The organism is Aquimarina sp. 433 (assembly GCF_054054605.1).
Genome location: NZ_JBSWZK010000001.1, coordinates 165,708 through 187,304, shown reverse-complemented (window position 1 = coordinate 187,304; position 21,597 = coordinate 165,708). Strand labels below are relative to the sequence as shown.

The 21,597-nt window shown below is 33.4% G+C and carries 20 protein-coding genes; 16 read left to right on the top strand and 4 right to left on the bottom strand.

Annotated features, from left to right (window positions below; translation table 11 throughout):
• The first annotated feature begins 1 nt into the window (after window position 1).
• The 13 genes from ACWNT5_RS00870 to dnaG all read left to right on the top strand — a co-directional run bounded on the left by ACWNT5_RS00870 (window position 2) and on the right by dnaG (window position 16,723).
• Entirely contained in the window at window positions 2–328 is a 327-nt protein-coding gene (locus ACWNT5_RS00870; protein ID WP_299603073.1) for a nucleotide pyrophosphohydrolase, read from the top strand.
• The gene (locus tag ACWNT5_RS00865) at window positions 328–582 is read left to right on the top strand and encodes a hypothetical protein (RefSeq protein ID WP_299603070.1); all 255 of its coding nucleotides are present in this window, start codon (window positions 328–330) and stop codon (window positions 580–582) included. Before ACWNT5_RS00870 ends, ACWNT5_RS00865 begins: the two co-directional genes overlap by 1 nt.
• 1 nt (window position 583) lies before the next feature.
• On the top strand, window positions 584–1,804 hold the full coding sequence (locus ACWNT5_RS00860; protein ID WP_456516333.1) for a 3-phosphoshikimate 1-carboxyvinyltransferase: 1,221 nt from the start codon (window positions 584–586) through the stop codon (window positions 1,802–1,804).
• 79 nt (window positions 1,805–1,883) lie between these two features.
• Entirely contained in the window at window positions 1,884–2,933 is a 1,050-nt protein-coding gene (gene queA / locus ACWNT5_RS00855) for a tRNA preQ1(34) S-adenosylmethionine ribosyltransferase-isomerase QueA (protein WP_299603064.1), read from the top strand.
• 353 nt (window positions 2,934–3,286) lie between these two features.
• A complete protein-coding gene (locus ACWNT5_RS00850) occupies window positions 3,287–4,258 on the top strand; it encodes a chalcone isomerase family protein (protein ID WP_456516332.1) in 972 nt (323 codons plus the stop codon).
• A gap of 82 nt (window positions 4,259–4,340) precedes the next feature.
• Window positions 4,341–5,381 carry a 23S rRNA (adenine(2503)-C(2))-methyltransferase RlmN gene (rlmN, locus tag ACWNT5_RS00845; RefSeq protein ID WP_456516331.1) on the top strand — a complete coding sequence of 347 codons (1,041 nt, stop codon included), beginning with the start codon at window positions 4,341–4,343 and terminating at the stop codon, window positions 5,379–5,381.
• Between the two features lie 99 nt (window positions 5,382–5,480).
• Window positions 5,481–6,458 carry a polyprenyl synthetase family protein gene (locus tag ACWNT5_RS00840; RefSeq protein ID WP_299603055.1) on the top strand — a complete coding sequence of 326 codons (978 nt, stop codon included), beginning with the start codon at window positions 5,481–5,483 and terminating at the stop codon, window positions 6,456–6,458.
• Between the two features lie 193 nt (window positions 6,459–6,651).
• A complete protein-coding gene (locus tag ACWNT5_RS00835) occupies window positions 6,652–8,232 on the top strand; it encodes a S41 family peptidase (protein ID WP_456516330.1) in 1,581 nt (526 codons plus the stop codon).
• Window positions 8,233–8,317: 85 nt separating this feature from the next.
• Window positions 8,318–8,887 carry an RNA polymerase sigma factor gene (locus ACWNT5_RS00830; protein WP_456516329.1) on the top strand — a complete coding sequence of 190 codons (570 nt, stop codon included), beginning with the start codon at window positions 8,318–8,320 and terminating at the stop codon, window positions 8,885–8,887.
• Window positions 8,868–9,707: a hypothetical protein gene (locus ACWNT5_RS00825; RefSeq protein ID WP_456516328.1), complete on the top strand. Its 840-nt coding sequence runs from the start codon at window positions 8,868–8,870 to the stop codon at window positions 9,705–9,707. Before ACWNT5_RS00830 ends, ACWNT5_RS00825 begins: the two co-directional genes overlap by 20 nt.
• Window positions 9,708–9,785: 78 nt before the next feature.
• Window positions 9,786–10,853 carry a hypothetical protein gene (locus ACWNT5_RS00820; RefSeq protein ID WP_456516327.1) on the top strand — a complete coding sequence of 356 codons (1,068 nt, stop codon included), beginning with the start codon at window positions 9,786–9,788 and terminating at the stop codon, window positions 10,851–10,853.
• Window positions 10,854–11,377: 524 nt separating this feature from the next.
• On the top strand, window positions 11,378–14,650 hold the full coding sequence (locus tag ACWNT5_RS00815) for a fibronectin type III domain-containing protein (protein WP_456516326.1): 3,273 nt from the start codon (window positions 11,378–11,380) through the stop codon (window positions 14,648–14,650).
• Between the two features lie 111 nt (window positions 14,651–14,761).
• Window positions 14,762–16,723, top strand: a complete 1,962-nt coding sequence (dnaG, locus tag ACWNT5_RS00810) for a DNA primase (RefSeq protein WP_456516325.1) — start codon at window positions 14,762–14,764, stop codon at window positions 16,721–16,723.
• On the opposite strand, the gene ACWNT5_RS00805 is transcribed toward dnaG, so the two are convergent.
• Both ACWNT5_RS00805 and nadE read right to left on the bottom strand, forming a co-directional pair.
• Entirely contained in the window at window positions 16,720–17,352 is a 633-nt protein-coding gene (locus ACWNT5_RS00805; protein ID WP_091407582.1) for a response regulator, read from the bottom strand. The genes dnaG and ACWNT5_RS00805 overlap by 4 nt on opposite strands.
• Window positions 17,353–17,497: 145 nt before the next feature.
• The gene (gene nadE / locus ACWNT5_RS00800; protein WP_456516324.1) at window positions 17,498–18,286 is read right to left on the bottom strand and encodes an NAD(+) synthase; all 789 of its coding nucleotides are present in this window, start codon (window positions 18,284–18,286) and stop codon (window positions 17,498–17,500) included.
• A gap of 163 nt (window positions 18,287–18,449) precedes the next feature.
• Between nadE and gldB the strand changes: the two genes are divergently transcribed.
• Genes gldB through ACWNT5_RS00785 form a run of 3 tightly spaced genes read left to right on the top strand, consistent with a single transcriptional unit; the run spans window position 18,450 to window position 20,152 of the window.
• Complete coding sequence (gene gldB, locus ACWNT5_RS00795; RefSeq protein WP_456516323.1) at window positions 18,450–19,418, top strand: gliding motility lipoprotein GldB; 969 nt, start codon at window positions 18,450–18,452, stop codon at window positions 19,416–19,418.
• The gene (gene gldC, locus ACWNT5_RS00790) at window positions 19,418–19,756 is read left to right on the top strand and encodes a gliding motility protein GldC (RefSeq protein WP_456516322.1); all 339 of its coding nucleotides are present in this window, start codon (window positions 19,418–19,420) and stop codon (window positions 19,754–19,756) included. The genes gldB and gldC overlap by 1 nt, the downstream gene beginning before the upstream one ends.
• A gap of 33 nt (window positions 19,757–19,789) precedes the next feature.
• Window positions 19,790–20,152, top strand: a complete 363-nt coding sequence (locus tag ACWNT5_RS00785; protein WP_456516321.1) for a GTPase — start codon at window positions 19,790–19,792, stop codon at window positions 20,150–20,152.
• On the opposite strand, the gene yihA is transcribed toward ACWNT5_RS00785, so the two are convergent.
• Both yihA and ACWNT5_RS00775 read right to left on the bottom strand, forming a co-directional pair.
• A complete protein-coding gene (yihA, locus tag ACWNT5_RS00780; RefSeq protein WP_456516320.1) occupies window positions 20,149–20,754 on the bottom strand; it encodes a ribosome biogenesis GTP-binding protein YihA/YsxC in 606 nt (201 codons plus the stop codon). The two genes, ACWNT5_RS00785 and yihA, sit on opposite strands and share 4 nt — an antisense overlap.
• Before the next feature lie 13 nt (window positions 20,755–20,767).
• A complete protein-coding gene (locus ACWNT5_RS00775; RefSeq protein ID WP_299603025.1) occupies window positions 20,768–21,532 on the bottom strand; it encodes an alpha/beta fold hydrolase in 765 nt (254 codons plus the stop codon).
• Between the last annotated feature and the right edge of the window lie 65 nt (window positions 21,533–21,597).

Genomic DNA, 21,597 nt, shown 5'->3' with positions numbered 1-21,597 from the left:
AATGAATATTCAAAACGCCCAGAAAGCGGTAGATGATTGGATCAAAAATCATGGAGTTCGCTATTTTAATGAGCTTACTAATATGGCACAACTTACAGAAGAGGTAGGTGAAGTTGCTAGAATTATAGCACGTAGATATGGAGAGCAAAGTGAAAAAGAAAGTGATAAAAATAAGGACCTAGGTGAAGAGCTTGCAGACGTAATGTTTGTAGTTTTATGTCTGGCTAACCAAACAGGAGTGGATCTCCAGGAAGCTTTTGATAAAAAGCTGGATATTAAAACAAAGAGAGATCACGATCGTCATCATAATAACGAGAAATTAAAGTAATGTTTAAAACAATTATATCTTCCAAAAGATATTGGATTACTGTATTGCGTTTAGGACTTATAGCGATGATACTACTTGGTTTTGTTACACATATTATGGAATATGGAGGGATTACCTCTGATACTTTTATGGATGATAAAATCAATAATGGTCGATGGGTGAGATATTTGATATCAAGGGCTGTGGGAGGACTTGCCTACGGGATGATTCAGGGATATTATTTTGAACTAAGAAAACACAAATCAAATCGATAAAATGAATTTGAAATTAAGCCATATTTCGAATATTAAGAATAACAATCTACAAATTACTGGATCGAAAAGCGAAACCAATAGGTTGTTGATTTTACAATCTCTTTATCCAGAAATTGAAATAGATAATATCTCTAATAGTGATGATTCTAGACTAATGAGAGCTGCATTAGCTAGTAATGAGGAACTTATTGATATTCATCATGCAGGTACCGCAATGCGATTTTTAACAGCATACTTTGCCGTAAAAAATGGTCGGACTACAGTGCTTACTGGTAGCAAAAGAATGCAAGAAAGACCAATAAAAATATTGGTAGATGCCTTAAGACAATTAGGATGTGATATCTCCTATGTTAAAAATGAGGGATATCCACCGATAAAAATAGTAGGGAAAAATCCAGAAAGCCATAAAGTTTCACTAGCTGCAAATGTAAGTAGTCAATACATATCAGCTTTAATGCTGATAGCCTCTTCTTTGCCAAATGGATTAGAAATTACTTTGGAAGGAAAAGTAACTTCTGTACCCTATATTAACATGACATTAAGTTTGCTTAAGGATGTTGGGATTAATGGGAGTTTTGAGAATAATATAATTCAAATTGAGCCTTTAAAGATAGTGTCACCAAAAACTGTGGTAGTGGAGTCTGATTGGAGTTCTGCATCTTATTTTTATAGTATTGTTGCCTTGTCAGACTTTGGGAACGTAACTTTAGGAAGTTATAAACAAGATAGTTATCAGGGAGATGCTTCTTTGTCAGAAATATATAAAAGATTAGGTGTTGAAACCACTTTTAAAGACAATAAGATTACTCTTAAAAAGATCAAATCTTTCGATAGTTCCCAGGTCTTAGAATTAGATTTGTCTAATTCTCCTGATATTGCACAAACAATCGCTGTTACCTGTTTTGGTCTAGGAAAAGCTTGTTATCTTACTGGTTTGCATACACTAAAGATTAAAGAAACTGATCGATTAGAAGCATTAAAAGTCGAAATTGAAAAATTAGGAGGTGAGGTATCAATTACTGATGATTCTTTAAGGTTAAATGCTTCTACGTTAATTAATTCTGGTATTGCTATAGATACCTATCACGATCATAGAATGGCTATGGCTTTTGCACCACTAGCTCTAAGAGAATCATTATGTATTAACGATGCGGATGTAGTGTCCAAGTCGTACCCTGATTTTTGGGATGATTTAAAGAAATTAGATTTTAAAGTGCTGTAAATAAAAATATATCTGTTGATTTACTTGACAACCCCTATATCCAGATTGTATATTTGCTGCTCCTAAAAAAGAAACACTAATGAAGTTATCACATTTCAACTTTGACCTTCCAAAAGAATTATTAGCAGAATACCCTTCAGAAAATAGGGATGAAGCACGTTTAATGGTTCTTAATAGAAAAGATCAAACCATAGAGCATAAACAGTTTAAAGATCTAATTGATTATTTTGAACCTAATGATGTTATGGTTTTAAATAATACAAAAGTATTTCCAGCTAGATTATATGGAAATAAAGAAAAGACTGGTGCGAGAATTGAAGTGTTTTTATTAAGAGAATTAAATTCGGAAACTCGCTTGTGGGACGTACTTGTTGATCCAGCACGAAAAATTAGAATAGGGAATAAATTATATTTTGGAGATGATGAAAGTCTAGTTGCTGAAGTTATTGATAATACCACATCTAGAGGACGTACGCTAAGATTTTTGTATGATGGATCCTATGACGAGTTTAGACAAAAACTTACAGACTTAGGAGAAACTCCTCTGCCAAAATATATCAAAAGAGAGGCAGAGCCAGAAGACGAAGAAAGATATCAAACAATTTATGCTAAAAATGAAGGTGCTGTTGCAGCTCCTACTGCTGGATTACACTTTTCTAAACATCTAATGAAGCGTTTGGAAATAAAAGGAGTAGATTTTGCAGAAATTACCTTGCATGTAGGTTTAGGAACTTTTAATCCTGTAGAGGTAGAAGATTTATCTAAGCATAAAATGGATAGTGAAGAAGCTTATATTACAGCAAAGGCTACAGAAACTATTAATCAAGGAATAGCTAATAAGCAAAGAATTTGTGCTGTTGGAACTACAGTAATGAGAGCTTTAGAGAGTTCTGTTTCTTCGGATAAAACTTTAAATGAATTTAGAGGTTGGACGAATAAGTTTATTTTTCCTCCATATGACTTTAGTATAGCAAATAGTATGATAACTAATTTTCATACACCAAAGTCTACTTTGTTAATGATGGTTTCTGCTTTTGCAGGTCATGATTTTATTAAAGAGGCTTATGAGCAAGCAGTGAAAGAAGAATATAAGTTTTATTCGTACGGAGATGCCATGTTGATTCTCTAAGCACAAGCTATTAAATAAGTAAGAAAAAACCTCTGCTTTACATTGATAAGGCAGAGGTTTTTTTATAATATATCCAAAATAATATACTTTTTTCCTAATTCTAAATTAAAGTATGTATTCAAGTAGATGTTGTATAAATCTTAAAATTAATGGGTTATAATGTTTGTTTCATAAAAAATAACTATTTTGCGGCGCTTTTGACAAAAATTACGGTTAAACCGTAATACAAAAGTGGTTGAATATCGAATAATTCGGTTGTTTGTCGAAAAGTGTAAAAGGAGCTAATGGTAGATTCTTCTTTTTTAAAAATTAATCGTTTCTTGCAAGCACCCTAAATCAAAAAACGTTAACCTATGAGCAGAATATTACACATTGTATTTCTTTTCGTAACCCTATTCTCGTTTTCTCAAACTAAAGTTGGTAACCTTCATTATAATGATATCGATGTATTCGAAAATCATGAGTTAATGCTTAATGGTGCTGGAGAAAGAGAAAAATTATATACCATTGGATTATATTTAGATTTTGAAGTGGATGGTGTTGATGATGGACTAATGGTAGCTAATAAGGATGAAAATATGGCTCTTACCATAAAAACTATAGCTGATATTTCTAATGATGAGTTAAAAGAAATTATTAGAAATGGCTTAGAAAGAGCTACAGATGGTAATAGTTATTTGATGGAAGATCAGATTAGAGATTTTATCAAGCTACTTCCAAAAGAAATAAATAAGTACGAGATCTTTAAAATTGTCTATACTAAAGATAAAAAGTTAACTCTTTACAAAAATAAGGAGCGATTAGGAGCTGTAAGAGATTGTTTAGAGTTTAAAAAGGCGCTGTTTAAAATTTGGTTGGGAGAAAATCCAATTGATTCTCAACTAAAAGAGGATTTACTGGGTTCTTTTGATGCAAACCCAATTCTGGGCGAGTGGAAAGCTTATGATAAAAAAACTGGGGTAGCAATTAATATTGTGCAACTTTATATGATTGAAAATAAAGTTTTCGGATCTATTCAGCGAATGTTACGTCAATCAGAAAGAGATGCAGTGTGCTATGAATGTCAGGGAGATGATAAAAACCAACCCGTGGAAGGATTAGTAATTCTGAAAAATTTGAGACTTAAAAATGATCTTAAGTATACCAATGGATTCTTTACCGATATCAAAACTGGTAAAGTATCAGATTGTCAGATCTGGATAGATGAAGATGATTTAGATGTACTTAATGTTAAATATCGTGGTGGTGGCGGAGTACATCAATGGAAACGTGTTAAAACATCCCGTAAAGATAATCGAGAGGATTTTCGAACAGTAAAATTCTAAATTACTACATATCAACCATACTTTTTAAATTGTTTATATCGCTTTCGGTATACACCTATCTTTTACATACTTTTGTAACGAAATGAAACCGAAAAAAAAAGATATAAGAGCGCTTACCAAAGAACAATTACGTCAGTTTTTTGTGGAGAATGGAGATAAAGCGTTTAGAGGGAATCAGGTATATGAATGGTTATGGAATAAAGGAGCTCACAGTTTCGATGAGATGACCAATATTTCTAAATCAACTAGACAGATTTTAGAAGATCACTTTGTAATTAATCATATACGAGTAGATCAAATGCAGCGAAGTACCGATGGTACTATTAAGAATGCGGTAAGACTACACGATGGATTAGTAGTTGAATCTGTTTTAATACCAACTCCTACAAGGACTACGGCTTGTGTTTCATCACAAGTAGGATGTAGTTTAGATTGCCGTTTTTGCGCTACTGCAAGATTAAAAAGAATGCGAAACCTAAATCCAGATGAGATTTATGACCAAGTGGTAGCAATTGATAATGAAAGTAGACTATATCATAATCGACCGCTTTCTAACATTGTATTTATGGGAATGGGAGAGCCTTTAATGAATTACAATAATGTTCTTAAAGCTATAGATAAAATTACATCTTCAGAAGGTCTTGGAATGTCCCCAAAGCGAATTACTCTTTCAACTTCGGGAGTCCCTAAAATGATTAAAAAAATGGCGGATGATGAAGTTAAATTTAAATTAGCGGTGTCACTACATTCTGCAATTGATAGTGTAAGAACCTCCATTATGCCATTTAACGAAAACTTTCCTCTTAAAGATCTAAGAGAAGCCTTGGAATATTGGTATAGCAAAACCAAAAGTAGAATAACCTACGAATATGTGGTATGGAAGGGAATTAATGATGCTAAGAAAGATATAGATGCATTAGTGCAATTTTGTTCATATGTTCCCTGTAAAGTAAATTTAATCGAATATAATCCTATAGATGACGGAGAGTTTCAACAAGCTTCGAATGCCGCTACCGATAATTATATAAAGGCTCTAGAATCGAAAGGGTTTGTCGTAAATGTAAGAAGAAGTAGAGGGAAAGATATCGATGCAGCTTGCGGACAGTTGGCTAATAAATCTTAAATAAACGTTTCATATAAATTATTGATGAAGTGTTTTGATGCTCAATACGGATTATACTATCTTCGCAACTAGTTAACACACAAAATAATCTAACTCGGATTGAAAGTCGTTGAGCAAATAAAACTGCCTATTAGTGATGAGATGGAACTTTTTGAACAAAAGTTTTCTCAATCCATGTATTCTAATGTTGCTTTACTCAATAGAATTACCCATTATATCGTAAATAGAAAAGGAAAACAAATGAGACCAATGTTTGTTTTTCTTGTTGCTAAAATGGTTTCCGGAGGCGAAATCAAAGAACGTACTTACAGGGGAGCTTCAGTTATAGAACTTATACATACAGCAAGTCTTGTTCATGATGATGTGGTAGATGATTCTAATCGTAGAAGAGGTTTTTTCTCGATTAATGCACTTTGGAAGAATAAAATTGCAGTTCTTATAGGAGATTATCTGTTATCAAAGGGAATGTTGGTCTGTATTGATAATAATGATTTTGATTTGTTGAAAATCATTTCTGTTGCGGTAAGAGAAATCGTAGAAGGAGAACTTTTGCAAATTGAAAAAGCTAGAAATCTTGATATTACCGAAGATATCTATTACGAGATTATTAGGCAAAAGACAGCTACATTAATTGCTGCTTGCTGTAGTGTAGGAGCATGTTCTGTAGAGCCAGAATCTGAATCAGTGGAAAAAATGAGAAAATTCGGTGAACTGATTGGAATGGCTTTTCAGATAAAGGATGATCTATTTGATTATGGCGATACGGCTATTGGGAAGCCTACAGGAATAGATATCAAAGAGCAAAAAATGACACTGCCATTGATCTATACTTTAAACCATTGTACAAAAGAGAAGAAGAAATGGCTTATCAACTCTGTTAAAAATCATAATAAGAATAAGAAGCGAGTAAAAGAAGTCATTGACTTTGTAAAGGTTAGTGGAGGGTTAGAATATGCTACCAAAATTATGCATCAATTTAAAGAAGAAGCTTTAACGATCTTGTCAGAGTATCCAGAATCAGAGTATAGGTCTTCACTAGAATTAATGGTTAGCTACGTAATCGATAGGAAGAAATAATCGAAATTCTCTTTATCTTTCTTGGAGTATGATGGTGGTTGCTCCAATTTTTTAATCAAAAATAAAAGTTGGTATTAGTTTTGATGATCAAGGATAATTATAAAATATTTTCCTTGATGAGATACTTTTACGAGTTATTATCGTCTCTCTCAAAGAATATCAAATACATTTAATCTTAAACAATTCGTGTTTTATGAATAGAAAACTATTTTTATACAGTGCTATTATAATAGTGATATCAAGTTGTAGGTCTGTAGAGAAGTATAATAAACAAATAAGTAAGAAACATAGTCCAGAAGAATTAAAAGAAGATGTAGAGTATGCTTATAAAAAACTAAAAAAGTTACATCCAGATGTATACTGGTATATTTCTCAGGAAGAATTAGATGGGAAGGTAAATAAACTAAAGGATGAGCTAACAAAACCCTTAACTACAAAAGAGTTTTATACAGTATTCGCTCCTGTTATTACGAGTATTAAACAAGGACATTTATCTATACAAGCACCTTCAGTTAAGCAAACCAAAGAGTCCATCAAAGAGAAAGGAAAAAGAGATTCTCCTTTTAATTCACTTTCTTTTCAGAGTTCGCAAGATAAGCTTTATGTGAAAAAGGTTTTTAAAGGAGATACTACAATCATAAAAGGATCTGAAGTTATTGCGTTCGAAGATGAAAAAGTAGAAGACCTTTTAGCTTCTTTTAAAACATTTCATGCTAGCGATGGATATAACCAAACTTTCATTCCAAAATTTATAGGTAATCGTTTCGGTTTCTTTTATATGAATACACATAAGCGAAAAGATAGCGTTTTATTGCATTTAAAGTTTAAAGATAGCCTCTATCAAAAGTATATATATGCTAGTTATGATAAAGCGAAGGACTCATCTGTTAAAAGTGATACTATAAAGCAGGTAAAGAAAAAACTAAGTAAATTAGAAAAAAAGAAAGCAAAAGAAGCTCGGAAAAACCTCTACAAGAAAAATAATAAATATGGATATAATAAGCGAACAGATGATTATAACAGGAATTTTAGTTTCTTAAAGTCAAAGAGCGAAACGCCCATTGCCTATATGAAAATAAAGAGCTTTACTAATGGCGGGTATAAAGAGTTTTATAAAGAGAGTTTTGCTAAAATTGATTCTGTAAAATCTACAAACTTAGTAATAGATTTAAGAGGTAATTTGGGAGGGAGATTAACGGAAATTGATGATCTATATTCCTATGTAGCAGATAAAGAATATGTGTTTATAGAAAAATCAAAAATGACCGGAAGGTTAAGTTTTTTATATCCATACTTCCATACGAAATCAATAACAACCAAAACAGCAGCTGCATTATTATCTCCTATGTTAGCAGTGTATCAGCTGTTTAAAGTAAAAAAGGAAAAAGGAGATTCGTACTTTAAATTTAAATATAGTAAATTAAGAGATCCTAAGCCGAATAATTACAAGGGTAAGATTTATGTTTTAATCGACGGTGAAAGTTTTTCCGCTAGCAGTATTTTTTCTACACATTTAAAAGCAACAAAACGAGCAACTTTTGTAGGAGAAGAAACAGGTGGAGCATATAATGGAACCGTTGCTGGAGTGTATGCGCCAATAGAATTACCTAATTCTAAAATAAATATGCGTGTAGGGTTGCTAAAAATTAATGCTCCATATATTATTGAACCAGATGGTTATGGGATTAAACCGGATGTTCCTATAGAAAGTTATGTAACTGCAGAAGATAAAGAACTACAGTGGGTTATAAATGATGTTGAAGAGTCGAAATAAAAATATATTTTTTATTATCTCAGACAACCTTTTTAATTTTTGTTGCGTCTATGTATATAGAAGATCTTAAATAATTGATTTTACTTTGAAAGTTATTCAGTTTTATAAAAGCGAAACACAACTCATTAAGAAAGCTGTAAAGGGGCATCGTGATGCCCAGCATCAGATATATGAAAAGCATGCGTCAAAAATGCTGAGCGTGTGTAGATATTATATAAAAGATATTCATCATGCAGAAGAAGTTATGCTAACTGGATTTCTGAAAGTATTCATGAATTTAAAGAAGTTTAGTTTTCAGGGAAGTTTTGAAGGGTGGATTCGGAGAATTATGATTAATGAGTCTATTTCATTTTTACGAAAGCAAAAGCAATTAGTTTTTACTGAGGATATTTCAATGTATAAGGAAGAGTCCTGGAATAATATACATATAGAACTAGGAGTAGGGCAAATTCAAGAGCTAATTGATAGTCTGCCAGAAGGGTATAAAATGGTGTTTATATTATATGCTGTAGAAGGATATAAACACAATGAGATTGCTGAAATGCTAGATATAAGCATTAGTACATCTAAATCTCAACTCTTTAAAGCAAGAAAAGTGTTACAGCAAAAGTTAAACCAACAAAATATGATTAGTAATGGCGCCGTTAAAATTTGAAGATAATATAAAGGATAAGCTAGAACAGCGCACGATACAACCATCAGATGCGATTTGGGAAAGATTAGATCAAGAGCTTGACGCAAAAAGTGGGCAAAAAAAAGTTAAGAAGTATTGGTGGATGGGTCTAGCTGCTAGTATAGTAGGAGTTTTAATGACCACCACATTTTTTACGAATTCTTCAGATAGTTTAAAACCTTCTAATAATCATATGGTCGAGGTTACAAATGAAAAAAATGATAGTAAACAATCAGAAGATATAGATGTAGTTAATATTGATGCATTAAAAGAAGAGGAAATAATTGCTAATAAAGAGATAACAGAAGCAATTGAGAAAGAAATCAATACTCCAATTACAAAGAAGAATAAAGAAGAAAGAATACAGAATAAAAAATCCCTTCGGTCTACTATTGCTACCATTGAATCTGTACAAAAGGTACATGAAAATTCCGAAGAAGACACAAAAATAGTTATTGCAGAAAAATCAGAAGTTATTACTCATCCAATTAAAGAAATAGAAGAGGCTTTAGAGATAAATAAAGGAGTTATTGACAATAAAGTTTCAGATATAGTTGCACAAGTGGAACAATTGGAACAAAATAATAAAGTGGTTACGGATGAACAGATAGAGGCTTTACTACTAAAAGCTCAGTACGAAATTACTACACAACAAATTTTACAATCTAATACAGTAAATGCTTCCGCACTGCTTCTAGACGTAGAATCAGAATTGGACGAGTCATTTAAAGATCGGGTTTTTGAAGCGCTAAAAACTGGTTTTGAAAAACTTAAAACAACTGTAGCAGAAAGAGATAATTAATATAAACATTCATCAATCAATTCTTACTTATTCCCTCTCATCTTCGAGAGGGAAGAGAGTAAGTCAAATCAATTATTTATGAGAACACTAATTATGTTCGTCGTGATTACGACAATGACACTTAATGCCCAATTTTTAACGGCACAAGAATCAGAAAATGCTGATAAAATAGAGGAATTAAAAAAAGAAAAAGAAGACATAGTGCTTTCTGAAAAGGAAGAGCTTAAAAAAGGAGTGGAAGAGATTAATGAAAGATTGGTAAAAGGCGAAATAACAACTGATGAAGCTCAAGATTTAAAAGAAAGCTTAGCTAAGAAACATGCCTTAAATATTGAAAATAGATTGGCAATTGTGGATAATCAAATAGCATTATTAGAGCGTAATAATACATCATACCTTTCTGATAAAACAAAACTCTCTATAGGTTTTGGTGCTAGAGATCATGATGATGGTGATATTTTGTTTGGAATAAATGTAAAAAATACAAAGAAAGGCAAGAAGAAATATGATAAGCGTACCTATTCAGATTTAGTGGTTGCTTTTGGATTAAACAATGCAATCGTAGAAGATCAATCGCTTGATGATTCGGATTATAAAATTGCGGGAAGTAGATTTTTTGAAATCGGTTTAGCTTGGAAAACAAGAGTTTTTAAGAACTCAAATTTTATGAGAATCAAATATGGAATTTCTTATCAATCTAATGGTCTGAAACCTATAGATAATAGATATTTCGTTGAGAATGGGGATCAGACGGAGTTAGAAGAATTTAGAGTGGAATTAGATAAATCTAAATTTAGAATGGATAACATAGTAGTTCCTGTGCATTTTGAATTTGGTCCTTCTAGAAGAATAGAAACTGACGAAAGATTAAGGTTTTCTACAAGGAAGAAATTTAGAATTGGCTTAGGTGGATATGCTGGTGCAAATATAAGTACACGTCAAAAATTAAAATATAAAGAAAACGGTGAACGTATAAAGGATAAAATCAAAAGAGATTATAATACCAATGACTTAATTTATGGTTTAAGCGGCTATTTCGGTTTCGGAGATATGTCTTTATATGCTAAGTATGATCTGTCTCCAATTTTCGAAAATGCAGCAGTTGATCAGCGAAATGTGTCTTTGGGATTGCGTTTCGACCTTTAGGATTTACTATGATCGGTAAGGTTCTCTATTCAGTTTTCATATTGTAAGAAAAGCAGAGGTACATTTTTAGACCAATTTAAATTTTAAGTGTTAGCCATTTTTTGCGGGAAAAAAGTTATGTGTAATCATAGCTCTTTTTTTTATTTCCATATTGATTAGGGTTTGAGCGTATATAGATTTTATAAGGGATCAAAAATACTCTACTAACTTACTATAGAAAATATTATTGTTTCTTCAATGTTAAATAATGTACAAATTTAACACTATTGTTAAATTATCATTAAAATATAAATCCCTTAATTTGATTACGGTTTTAAAGTAAATGCTTGATTGTAAGTATTTTATGACACTGTTTTTTTTTATTCCTTCGTTAAATAATCTATATTTAAATCGCTCGAAATGTTAAATTTTTGAGTATAAAATTTAAGCTTTGATTATGCGCATGCCCCCTATTCGCAATCCAAAGACCTACTACTTATGCTAAAATATGGTTCAGTGAAGTAATTGTTAACCAAATTTTAGATATGAAAACACAATTCTATTATTTTGCATTTTTTATGCTTTGTAGTCTTGGGCTTATTGCTCAACAAAAACCTCAAAAAGCCAGCTTGTTTGGAAAGGCCGAGTATGTCAGAACCGTGCCTGCTCTATCAAAGATGGATAATATCATTTCAGCCAAAGGAATGATAAAACATGGTCAGGAAAAAAGAAGAGGTAAAAATACCTACGTTCCTGGCAAAGGACTTCCCCTTGCAGGACAAAATGATCCGCTTATGCAGATTCAGCAGAAATCTGCAAGAACCGCTATCTCTACAGAAGTAGCGAACTTCCAATCACACGAAGGGTTTAGTACTCCAACGGATCCTACAGGAGCTATTGGTCCTAATCATTATGTGTACGCATTTAACTCTGGTTTCGGAATTCGTGATAGAGCTGGAAATGTACTTTTAGCAGAAGCTTCTCTAGCGACTATCTTTCCTGGAGAAAGCTTAGGAGATCCAATCGTATTGTATGATAATTACGCAGAGCGTTTTGTTATCATGCAGTTTAGTAATACTCCAAATGGTATTTTAATTGCAGTGGGACAAGGACCAGATCCTGTTAACGACGGGTGGTTTACTTACAGATTTAATACAGGTTCATTCCCTGATTATGAAAAAATATCTATATGGAGTGATGGATATTATATAACTGCTAATAAAGACTCTGGATCTGCAGCTACTAGCGAGGTAGTTTACGCAGTAGAAAGAGATTTAATGTTAGTAGGAGATCCTAACGCTCAATTTGTTGGATTTCCGCTTCCTGGAATCACTACAAGTGGTTTCTATAGCCCTGGAGGATCTAGTGCTACAGGACCTACATTACCTCCTGTTGGAGTAGGACATTCTATCATCTATTTACAGGATGATGGATGGACAGGAGTTTCTCAGGATCACGTAAAAGTATGGACAACAGATGTGGATTGGACAAACGTTGCTAATTCAACTATTTCTCAACCACAAGAAGTTTTAACTGCTCCTTTTGATAGTGTATTTGATGGAGGATCTTTCTCTAATTTACCACAGCCTAGCGGTAATGATATCGATGCATTGCAAGCGACTATGTTATATATGACAACATATAGACGTTTCCCTAGTCATAACTCAATGATTTTTAATTTTGCCGTTGATTTAGATGGTAATGATGATCTTGCAGGTATTCGCTGGTATGAATTTAGACAAACTGCAGATGGTCAACCATGGACTATCTTTCAAGAAGGTACTTATGTGCAGCCAGATGGTTTGAGTGCTTTTTGTGGAAGTATGGCTATGGATGGTCAAGGAAATATTGGATTAGCTTATACAGTGGTAAGTACTTCTGTTTTTCCTTCTATCCGTTATACAGGAAGATTGGCTAGTGATCCAGTAGGAACTATGACATTAGCAGAACAATCTGCAGTAGAAGGTACTCAGGTAGATCCTTCTTTCAGATATGGAGATTATGGTCACATGACTATCGATCCTACAGATGATTTAACATTCTGGCATACGGCTGAGTATTTTGATGGAGGTTTTAGAAAAAACCACGTTGTAGCATTTAATTTACAGCCAGATACTCCAGATACAGAAGCACCAACAGCTCCTACGAATTTAGTAGCTTCTAATACTACAGATGTTTCTACAACAGTTAGCTGGGATGCTTCTACAGACAATATCGGTGTAACGGCTTATGACGTATTCCAAGACGGAACATTAGTTACTACGGTAGCTACGACTTCTGCGGATATAACAGGATTGGCTCCTTCTACATCTTATGATTTTACGGTGGTAGCAAAAGATGCAGCTGGTAATGAGTCTCCTGCTAGTGTAGCGTTATCAGTAACTACAGAAGCTCCAGATACAGAAGCTCCAACAGCTCCTACGAATCTTACATCTTCTAGCACTACTGCTGGACAAACTACACTTAGTTGGGATGCTTCTACAGATAATGTAGGTGTTGCAGAATATGATGTGTTGCAAGATGGTGAGATCGTTGCTACCGTTTCTGATACTACTGTAATAGTTACTGGTTTAGCACCAGAAACAACGTATGAGTTTACTGTTATTGCAAAAGATGCGGCAGGAAACGAGTCGGTAGCTAGTGATCCACTTTCTGTTACTACCCCAGCAGCTTCAGGTTGCTTAGCTGGTTTAGTGCCACCTTACGCAGAAAGTTTTGAAACTGGTTTAGGAGACTGGACTCAGAGCTCTGATGATGACCTAGATTGGACAGTAGATGCAGATGGAACACCATCTAATAGAACGGGGCCTTCTAGTGCCGCTGATGGTTCAAATTACATTTATGTGGAAGCTTCAGGAAACGGAGTAGGATTCCCTAATAAACAAGCAATCATTACTTCTCCATGTATCGACCTTTCAGGAGCTTCTTCTGCTTCTTTCTCGTTCCAATATCACATGTTTGGAGCAAATAACTTTGGGTCATTAGATGTGGAAGCAAGTAATGACGAAGGAGTAACTTGGACAAGTATTTGGAGTAGAAGTGGAAATCAAGGTAATTCTTGGCAGTCTGCAAGTATCGATTTAGCTGCGTATGTAGGTACAGGAGTTCAATTACGATTTAATAGAGTAACTGGTGGTACTTGGAGAGCAGATGCTGCTATCGATGATGTACAAGTAACTGCAGATGGCGGACCTGGAGGATCAGATTGTGCTTCTGGAGACGTAACACTTAGTATCACTTTTGATGATTACCCTCAGGAAACTTCTTGGACACTTACTGACTCCGAAGGAAGTGTTGTAGCTTCTGAAAGCTATACTACTGCTAATCCAGATGGATCAACAGTTACAGAAACAATTTCAGATTTAGGAAATGGAACATATACGTTTACAATTTCTGATTCTTTTGGAGATGGTATCTGTTGTGGATTTGGTAATGGTTCTTATATATTATCAAGTGATTCTGGTGTCATCGCAAGTGGTGGAGAGTTTGGAAGTTCTGAAGCAACTGATTTCTGTGTAGAAGGAGCAGGAGCAAGATTAGATACATATCCATTAGATGATCTTCGTTCTAGTGATGATAAGATATTTACGATTTACCCTAATCCAGCTACAAATGTATTAAACGTTACTGTTGGTAATAGAACTATCGATAATCTTAAAATCTTCTCAATGTATGGTCAATTGGTTAGAGAGATCTCTGATCAAGGAAATAAGAGCCAAATTGATATTAGTAATTTAGCTTCAGGAACATATTTTGTTCGTTTTACTTCTGATAAGGAAGAACTTTTAATAACAAGAAAGTTTGTTATAGCGGAGTAATAATCTATAACGAAGTTATAATTTAGCCAAAGGAGGCTGTCTGAAAAGGCAGCCTTTTTTTATATATGTTAACCAAAGAAAGAGTCTCGAGAATTATATTATTTTTGCTTCATGATTCATAAGTCGACCATAGATGCTGTATTCGAAACTGCCAGATTAGAAGAGGTTATTGGCGATTTTGTGCAACTGAAAAAATCAGGAAGTAATTTTAAGGGATTGAGTCCTTTTAGTGAAGAACGTACACCGTCATTCATGGTATCTCCAGTAAAGCAAATTTGGAAAGATTTCTCTAGTGGTAAAGGAGGAAATGTAGTGGCATTTCTTATGGAGCATGAGCATTTTACCTATCCTGAAGCAATAAAATACTTAGCTAAAAAGTATAATATTGAAGTAGAAGAAACCGAACAAACGGACCAGCAAAAAGAACAGGCAAACGAGCGAGAGAGTATGTACTTGGTGAGCGAGTTTGCTAACGACTTTTTTCAGAATACGTTACATAAAACAGAACAAGGCAAGGCTATCGGTCTGACGTATTTTAAAGAAAGAGGGTTTACCACGGAGACGATGCAGAAATTTGGATTAGGATACTCTCCTGATGTTTGGGATGCATTTACTAAAGAGGCAATTAAAAAAGGCTATAAATTAGAGTTTCTAGAAAAAACAGGGCTTACTATTGTTAAAGAAGAAAAGCAGTTTGATAGATTTAAGGGAAGAGTCATGTTTCCTATTCAATCTATGTCTGGTCGTGTTCTTGGTTTTGGAGGAAGGATTTTAACGAACGAGAAAAAAGCAGCTAAATACCTAAACTCACCAGAAAGTGATATCTATCACAAAAGTAAGGTGCTGTATGGTATCTATCATGCTAAGCAGTCCATAGCCAAAGAGGATAATTGCTTTTTGGTAGAAGGGTATACCGATGTTATTCAGTTTCATCAGACTGGAGTAAAGAATGTAGTTTCTTCATCTGGTACAGCTTTAACTTCAGATCAAATTAGATTGATTAATAGGCTTACTAAAAATATCACGGTCTTATTTGATGGAGATGCTGCTGGTATGAGAGCTTCTATACGAGGAATAGATCTTATTCTCGAGCAAGGAATGAATGTAAAGGTATGTAGCTTTCCTGATGGAGAAGACCCGGATAGTTTTGCGAAGCAAAATACTTTAGATGAACTTACAGCGTACTTAAAGGAAAATGCTCAGGATTTTATTCGATTCAAAGCTTCATTATTGCAAGAAGAATCTAAAACAGATCCGATTAAAAAAGCGGAGTTGGTACGAGATATGGTGGTTAGTATTTCGAGGATTCCGGATGTGATAAAGCGTGAAATCTATGTTCAAGAATGTTCTAGAATCATGGATATTTCTGAAGACGTACTTTTTGATACGTTAGCTCAAATTCGAAATGTTGATAATAAGGAGTCTCGGAAACAAGAAAAAGAAGCTAAAAAACCTCTGGAAGTTGTAGATCAAAAGGTACAAAAGCAACCGAAGGTAAATGAGCTTAATAGTTTAGAAAAAAAGATTATCGAGATTTTACTACTCTATGGTACCCAGGAAGAAGAGTTCGAAGATCTGGTGATGAAAGAAAATGAAGAAGGAGAGTTGTATTTGGAGCCAGAGCTTTATACAACGAAAGTGTTTGAAAAAATATATTTAGATCTTCAGGAAGACGAAATAGAATTTACACAAAGTATCTTCAGAGAAGTATATACAATACTGATAGAAAAGCTAAATCAGGAAGAAGACTTTAAAATAGAGCATTTCATAAATCAAATACCACCAGAAGTAGCTTACGAGATCACCGAAATTATGATGGATGAAGAACGTCATGCATTACATCGATGGTATGATAAAGAAATTCATGTGAAACAGAAAAAACACACTGTTTCTCGATATGTTTCAGATACGATCTTAAACTTACGTAGATTTTTAATTAACCAAAAAATAAATGAGCTTTCACAAGAAGTAAAAGCTCAAAATTTTGAAAATAATCTTAATATTTTAGAGGATATTAGAGATTATCAAACGTTAAAAAAACTATTATATCAAAAACTAAATAGAGTGATTTAATTTATGTGTAATAATCTAGATTGATGTATAAGATCTGCTAAATTATCAACCTTTAATTTTTTTAACAATCTTGTTTTGTAAGTACTTACAGTTTTTTCGTTTATAGATAGAGTGCTTGCAATATCTTTATTACGTTTACCAGAGGATAATAAATTCAATACTTCTATCTCTCTTGAAGAAAGTTTCTTGTATTTAACTACCATATTATTTTCATTGGTATTTCCGTTTGCTAACTGCTGAGTAAGATTATCATTAAGATAAATACCACCTCGCGCAACTCTTTCAATAGCTTTTTTAAGAGTTTTGGTAGCAACGGTCTTGGATAGATATGCAGAAGCTCCAGCCTTTATTGCACTTAGTGCGTACATTTCTTCTGGGTGTGAGCTAAATATAATAACCTTTATTCCAGTAAATTCTTTTTTTATGGTTCGCAAAGCCATAATGCCATTAATCTGAGGCAAGTCTAATTCCATGATTAGTATATCTGGGGTATTAGATTTCAAAATATCATACATTTCATTTCCGTTACTTACTTTTCCGATGATTTCGAAATCCTCAGAGTTTCTAAGTAAAGAAACAATCCCTTTTCTAGTAATAGGATGATGATCTGCGATTAGTACGTTTGTCATTCTTGTTTACAATTGATAAATGTTAATTTTTAATTTTAATGGGGTTAACATCTCTAGGGGTAATTCTGATATTTGTCTTCATGCAAAATTACTAAGAACTACTAGTCGTAAACTTTTTTTTACCAAGTTATCGATAAAATGTTATTTAAATCAGATCAACGGGTATTTCACATACCGGAATTGGGACCATTTTGTGTTGATTTACGGTATTTAGACGAGAATAAATTGTAAAAACTTCTTTTTCTCTGCCAGAAAAATCGTCACTTTTCTTACCTAAATCCTTCATTTTCATAGCCCACTCCAGTTCATCATAACTCGCTCCAATCTGATCCTCATCACTTCTACTATCTCCAAATAAACCATCTGTAGGAGTAGCTTTTTGTATCGATTCGGGTACTTCTAGTACTTTAGCCAATTCATATACTTGACTCTTTAATAAATCTGCAATTGGACTTATATCAACGCCGCCATCACCATATTTAGTATAAAAACCTACACCAAAATCTTCAACTTTATTTCCTGTACCTGCTACTAAGTAGCTATTTATCCCAGCTAGATAATATAAAGTCGTCATTCGTAATCTGGCTCTGGTATTGGCTAACGATAGGTTTAATCGGGCTTCAGAGTCGCCGTTGGGAACCACAGTTTTAAATTCTTCAAAAACTGGAGTAAGATCCACTCTAGTATCAGATACTTTGTCAAAACGTTTTTTTAATTGAGCAATATGTTCTTGAGCTCTGTTTACCTGACTTTGAGCCTGATGTATCGGCATTTCTACGCACAAAACGTTCAATCCTGTTTTAGCACACAAACTTGAAGTTACTGCACTATCAATACCTCCACTAATTCCCACAACAAAACCATCAATATTTGCATTATTAGCATAATCCTTTAACCAGTTTACAATGTGGTCTATTACTTTTTCAGTCTGCATATTCTATTTTTTATAGTAGTGTTAATTTATATCTATGTTACATTTATAAACTATTATTACAGTTACAATATATGATAATAGTAAATTTGCGATATAAAATTAATAAAAAAAGCTAGCGTTAAATAGGAAGAGTAATTATTTGTGTAGATATTATAATATTTGAATGAAGTATAGTAAGTTTTTAAAAATAGTCGCAGTTTTTTGCATAATCATATCTTGTTCTAAAGAAAGTAAAATTGAAAAGGAAATTGCTGCAATACCCGTAAAAATTGGAATAGAACGTTTTGATAGGATTTTTGCAGATGTTACAGAAGAAAATCTAGCATCTGTAAAAGATAAATATCCTTTCTTTTTTCCAGGTGAGAATAATGATAGCATTTGGATTCAAAAGACAAAAGATACATTGCAGATAGAGATTAATCAGGAAGTTGAAAAAGCATTTAGTGATCTTTCCGTAGAAAGAGAGCAATTAGAGTCTTTATTACAGCATATTAAGTATTATTTTCCAGAAGCCACTGTTCCAAGAGTGATTACGATTACTTCTAATGTTAACTATCAAAAAAAAATTATTTTATCGGATGATTTGTTAATCATTTCTTTGGATACCTATTTAGGAGCAGATCATCACTTCTATGGAGGAATTCAAGCGTATTTAAAAGATCGTTTCGTAAGAAGTCAGATATTACCAGATATCGCAACTACCTATGCGAGACAATTGGTAGAGTTGCCAAAAGACAGAACATTTTTGGCAAATATGATTTATTACGGAAAAGAGCTATACTTAAAAGATCTATTTCTTCCTGATTTTTTGGATAGTGAAAAAATGGCGTACACAGAAAGTCAGTTCGATTGGGTGAAAGCTAATGAAGAAGAAATCTGGAGATATTTTATTGATCGACAATTATTATACAGTACTGAAGCAGATTTGTCACCAAGATTTCTTTATCCAGGACCTTTTTCTAAATTTTATTTAGAGGAGATCGATCAAGAATCGCCAGACAGAGTAGGGCAGTATATAGGTTGGAGAATTGTAAATGCGTATATGAAAAATAACAATGTATCTTTGCGCCAATTATTATTAACGGATGCCGAAACAATTTTTAGTGCATCGAAATATAAACCAGCGAGATAATGGCAAATACTCATAAATCCGAAATTAAAATTGAAATTGAACTTGATGAGAATAGGGTTCCTGAAAAATTAAATTGGACAGCAAAAGATGGTGGTGTAGAAAACGAAGAGACAAAGGCATTACTTTTGTCAGTTTGGGACAATAAGAGCAAAGAAAGTCTTCGTATTGATCTATGGACAAAAGATATGCCAGTGGACGAGATGAAGGTGTTTTTTCATCAGACATTGGTGTCTATGAGCGAAACTTTTAATAGAGCAACTCAGGATGAGAAAATGACGGCTACAATGAAGGATTTTTGTGATTATTTTGCGGAAAAACTCGATCTAAAAAGAAAGTAGTTTAGGGTAGATATATGCTAAACTAAGTTAATTATGAAGCGAATAATCTTCGTGTATAATGCTCAATCTGACTCCTGGAGTAAATCCTTGGATTTTGCTCATAAAATTATAAGCCCTTCTACATATAATTGCGGTTTATGTAGCTTAACACATGGAAGTTTTTCTGAAAGAAAAAAATGGAAGATATTTAGAGAGACGACTTCCCATACACTGATTTTTGAATATAAAAATGAGTTTTTGAAACGGTTAGAAAATAACCATAATCAGACGTTTCATTTTCCAGTTATTGTAGAAGAAAATCAGGGTAATTATGACATTCTAATTAGTTCAGATGAGCTAAATAAAATAGGGTCTTTAGACGAATTAATAGAAAAAATGAAAAATAAAATGGGCTAAGAAGAAGCAAGCTGTTGATTGATTTCTTCAATATAATTCAAAACATCATCCTTGCCTAAGCCGTTAGAAGAAGACGTGATAAAATAATTAGGCATCTCCTCCCAATATTTCAGCATTTCGTTGATGTATGCTTCAATGTTTTGCGGTAGTTTCGTTTTCGAAAGTTTATCTGCTTTTGTAAAAATGATTGAAAAAGGTATTTGATTTTCTCCAAGCCATTGCATAAATTCTAAGTCAATCTTTTGGGGCTCATGTCTGCAGTCTACAAGTACAAAAGCTGATACTAATTGCGCGCGCTTCGAAAAATATGCGGTGATAAATTTCTGAAATACCTTTTTTGACGATTTAGAAACTCTTGCATATCCATAGCCAGGTAAATCTACTAAGAACCAGTTTTTGTTTATAACAAAATGATTGATTAGTTGGGTTTTTCCGGGTCTTCCAGAAGTTTTGGCAAGACTCTTTCTACCTGTCAACATATTGATCAAAGAAGACTTTCCAACATTGGATCTTCCTATAAAAGCATATTCTGGCAAATTGTTTTTAGGACATTTTGCCACATCGCTGTTACTCATTACAAATTCAGCGCTGCTAATCTTCATTAGATCCTTGGGATTAGAAATTACGCTCTTGTAACCAAGAATGTAATAGTTTGTTAAATTCTTCTGGGTGTTCCATCATGGCGGCATGACCACACTTATCAATCCAATAAAGATCAGAATCAGGTAATAACCTGTTAAAATCATCTGCAACCTCAGGAGGAGTTACATTATCATTTTTACCCCAAATGATACACGTCGGTGTCTTCATGTTAGGAAGGTCTTTTGCCATGTTATGTCTTATAGCACTTTTAGCAATTGCAAGTGTTCTTATTAATTTGTTACGATCATTTACGGTAGCATAAACCTCGTCTACAATTTCTTTAGTAGCAATTGCTGGGTCATAAAATACATTTTCGGCTTTTGCCTTAATATATTCGTAATCACCACGTTTTGGGTAGCTTTCTCCCATGGCACTTTCGTACAATCCAGAACTACCAGTAATTACCAAGGCTTTTACTTTTTCTGGAAACATTTTGGTGCACAGAAGTCCTATATGACCACCAAGAGAATTACCAAGTAAAATTACTTCGTCATATCCAAGTTGGTCTATAAAATCTCTAAGATATTTGGCAAATGTACCAACACTAGTTTTTATTAAAGGCATTTCATACAGAGGAAGCTCTGGAATCAATACTTTATATCCATTTTTTGGAAAATAATTGCTAACGCCATCAAAGTTGCTTAGTCCACCCATCAATCCGTGTAAAATCACGATTGGCGTGCCTTCCCCAAGCTCTAGATAACTGAATTTTCCGTCTTTTTTTAATTCGTGCTTCATTAATACTTCTTACAAGAATTAAAAGCAAATATAGCATTTTCATAATTAGTTTGAAGATTTTTTAT

Coding starts and splice junctions, on each gene's coding strand:
- ACWNT5_RS00870 (WP_299603073.1), top strand. CDS start 2: ATGAATATTCAAAACGCCCAGAAAGCGGTAGATGATTGGATCAAAAAT.
- ACWNT5_RS00865 (WP_299603070.1), top strand. CDS start 328: ATGTTTAAAACAATTATATCTTCCAAAAGATATTGGATTACTGTATTG.
- ACWNT5_RS00860 (WP_456516333.1), top strand. CDS start 584: ATGAATTTGAAATTAAGCCATATTTCGAATATTAAGAATAACAATCTA.
- queA (WP_299603064.1), top strand. CDS start 1,884: ATGAAGTTATCACATTTCAACTTTGACCTTCCAAAAGAATTATTAGCA.
- ACWNT5_RS00850 (WP_456516332.1), top strand. CDS start 3,287: ATGAGCAGAATATTACACATTGTATTTCTTTTCGTAACCCTATTCTCG.
- rlmN (WP_456516331.1), top strand. CDS start 4,341: ATGAAACCGAAAAAAAAAGATATAAGAGCGCTTACCAAAGAACAATTA.
- ACWNT5_RS00835 (WP_456516330.1), top strand. CDS start 6,652: ATGAATAGAAAACTATTTTTATACAGTGCTATTATAATAGTGATATCA.
- ACWNT5_RS00825 (WP_456516328.1), top strand. CDS start 8,868: ATGGCGCCGTTAAAATTTGAAGATAATATAAAGGATAAGCTAGAACAG.
- ACWNT5_RS00820 (WP_456516327.1), top strand. CDS start 9,786: ATGAGAACACTAATTATGTTCGTCGTGATTACGACAATGACACTTAAT.
- ACWNT5_RS00815 (WP_456516326.1), top strand. CDS start 11,378: ATGAAAACACAATTCTATTATTTTGCATTTTTTATGCTTTGTAGTCTT.
- dnaG (WP_456516325.1), top strand. CDS start 14,762: ATGATTCATAAGTCGACCATAGATGCTGTATTCGAAACTGCCAGATTA.
- ACWNT5_RS00805 (WP_091407582.1), bottom strand. CDS start 17,352: ATGACAAACGTACTAATCGCAGATCATCATCCTATTACTAGAAAAGGG.
- nadE (WP_456516324.1), bottom strand. CDS start 18,286: ATGCAGACTGAAAAAGTAATAGACCACATTGTAAACTGGTTAAAGGAT.
- gldB (WP_456516323.1), top strand. CDS start 18,450: ATGAAGTATAGTAAGTTTTTAAAAATAGTCGCAGTTTTTTGCATAATC.
- gldC (WP_456516322.1), top strand. CDS start 19,418: ATGGCAAATACTCATAAATCCGAAATTAAAATTGAAATTGAACTTGAT.
- ACWNT5_RS00785 (WP_456516321.1), top strand. CDS start 19,790: ATGAAGCGAATAATCTTCGTGTATAATGCTCAATCTGACTCCTGGAGT.
- yihA (WP_456516320.1), bottom strand. CDS start 20,754: ATGAAGATTAGCAGCGCTGAATTTGTAATGAGTAACAGCGATGTGGCA.
- ACWNT5_RS00775 (WP_299603025.1), bottom strand. CDS start 21,532: ATGAAGCACGAATTAAAAAAAGACGGAAAATTCAGTTATCTAGAGCTT.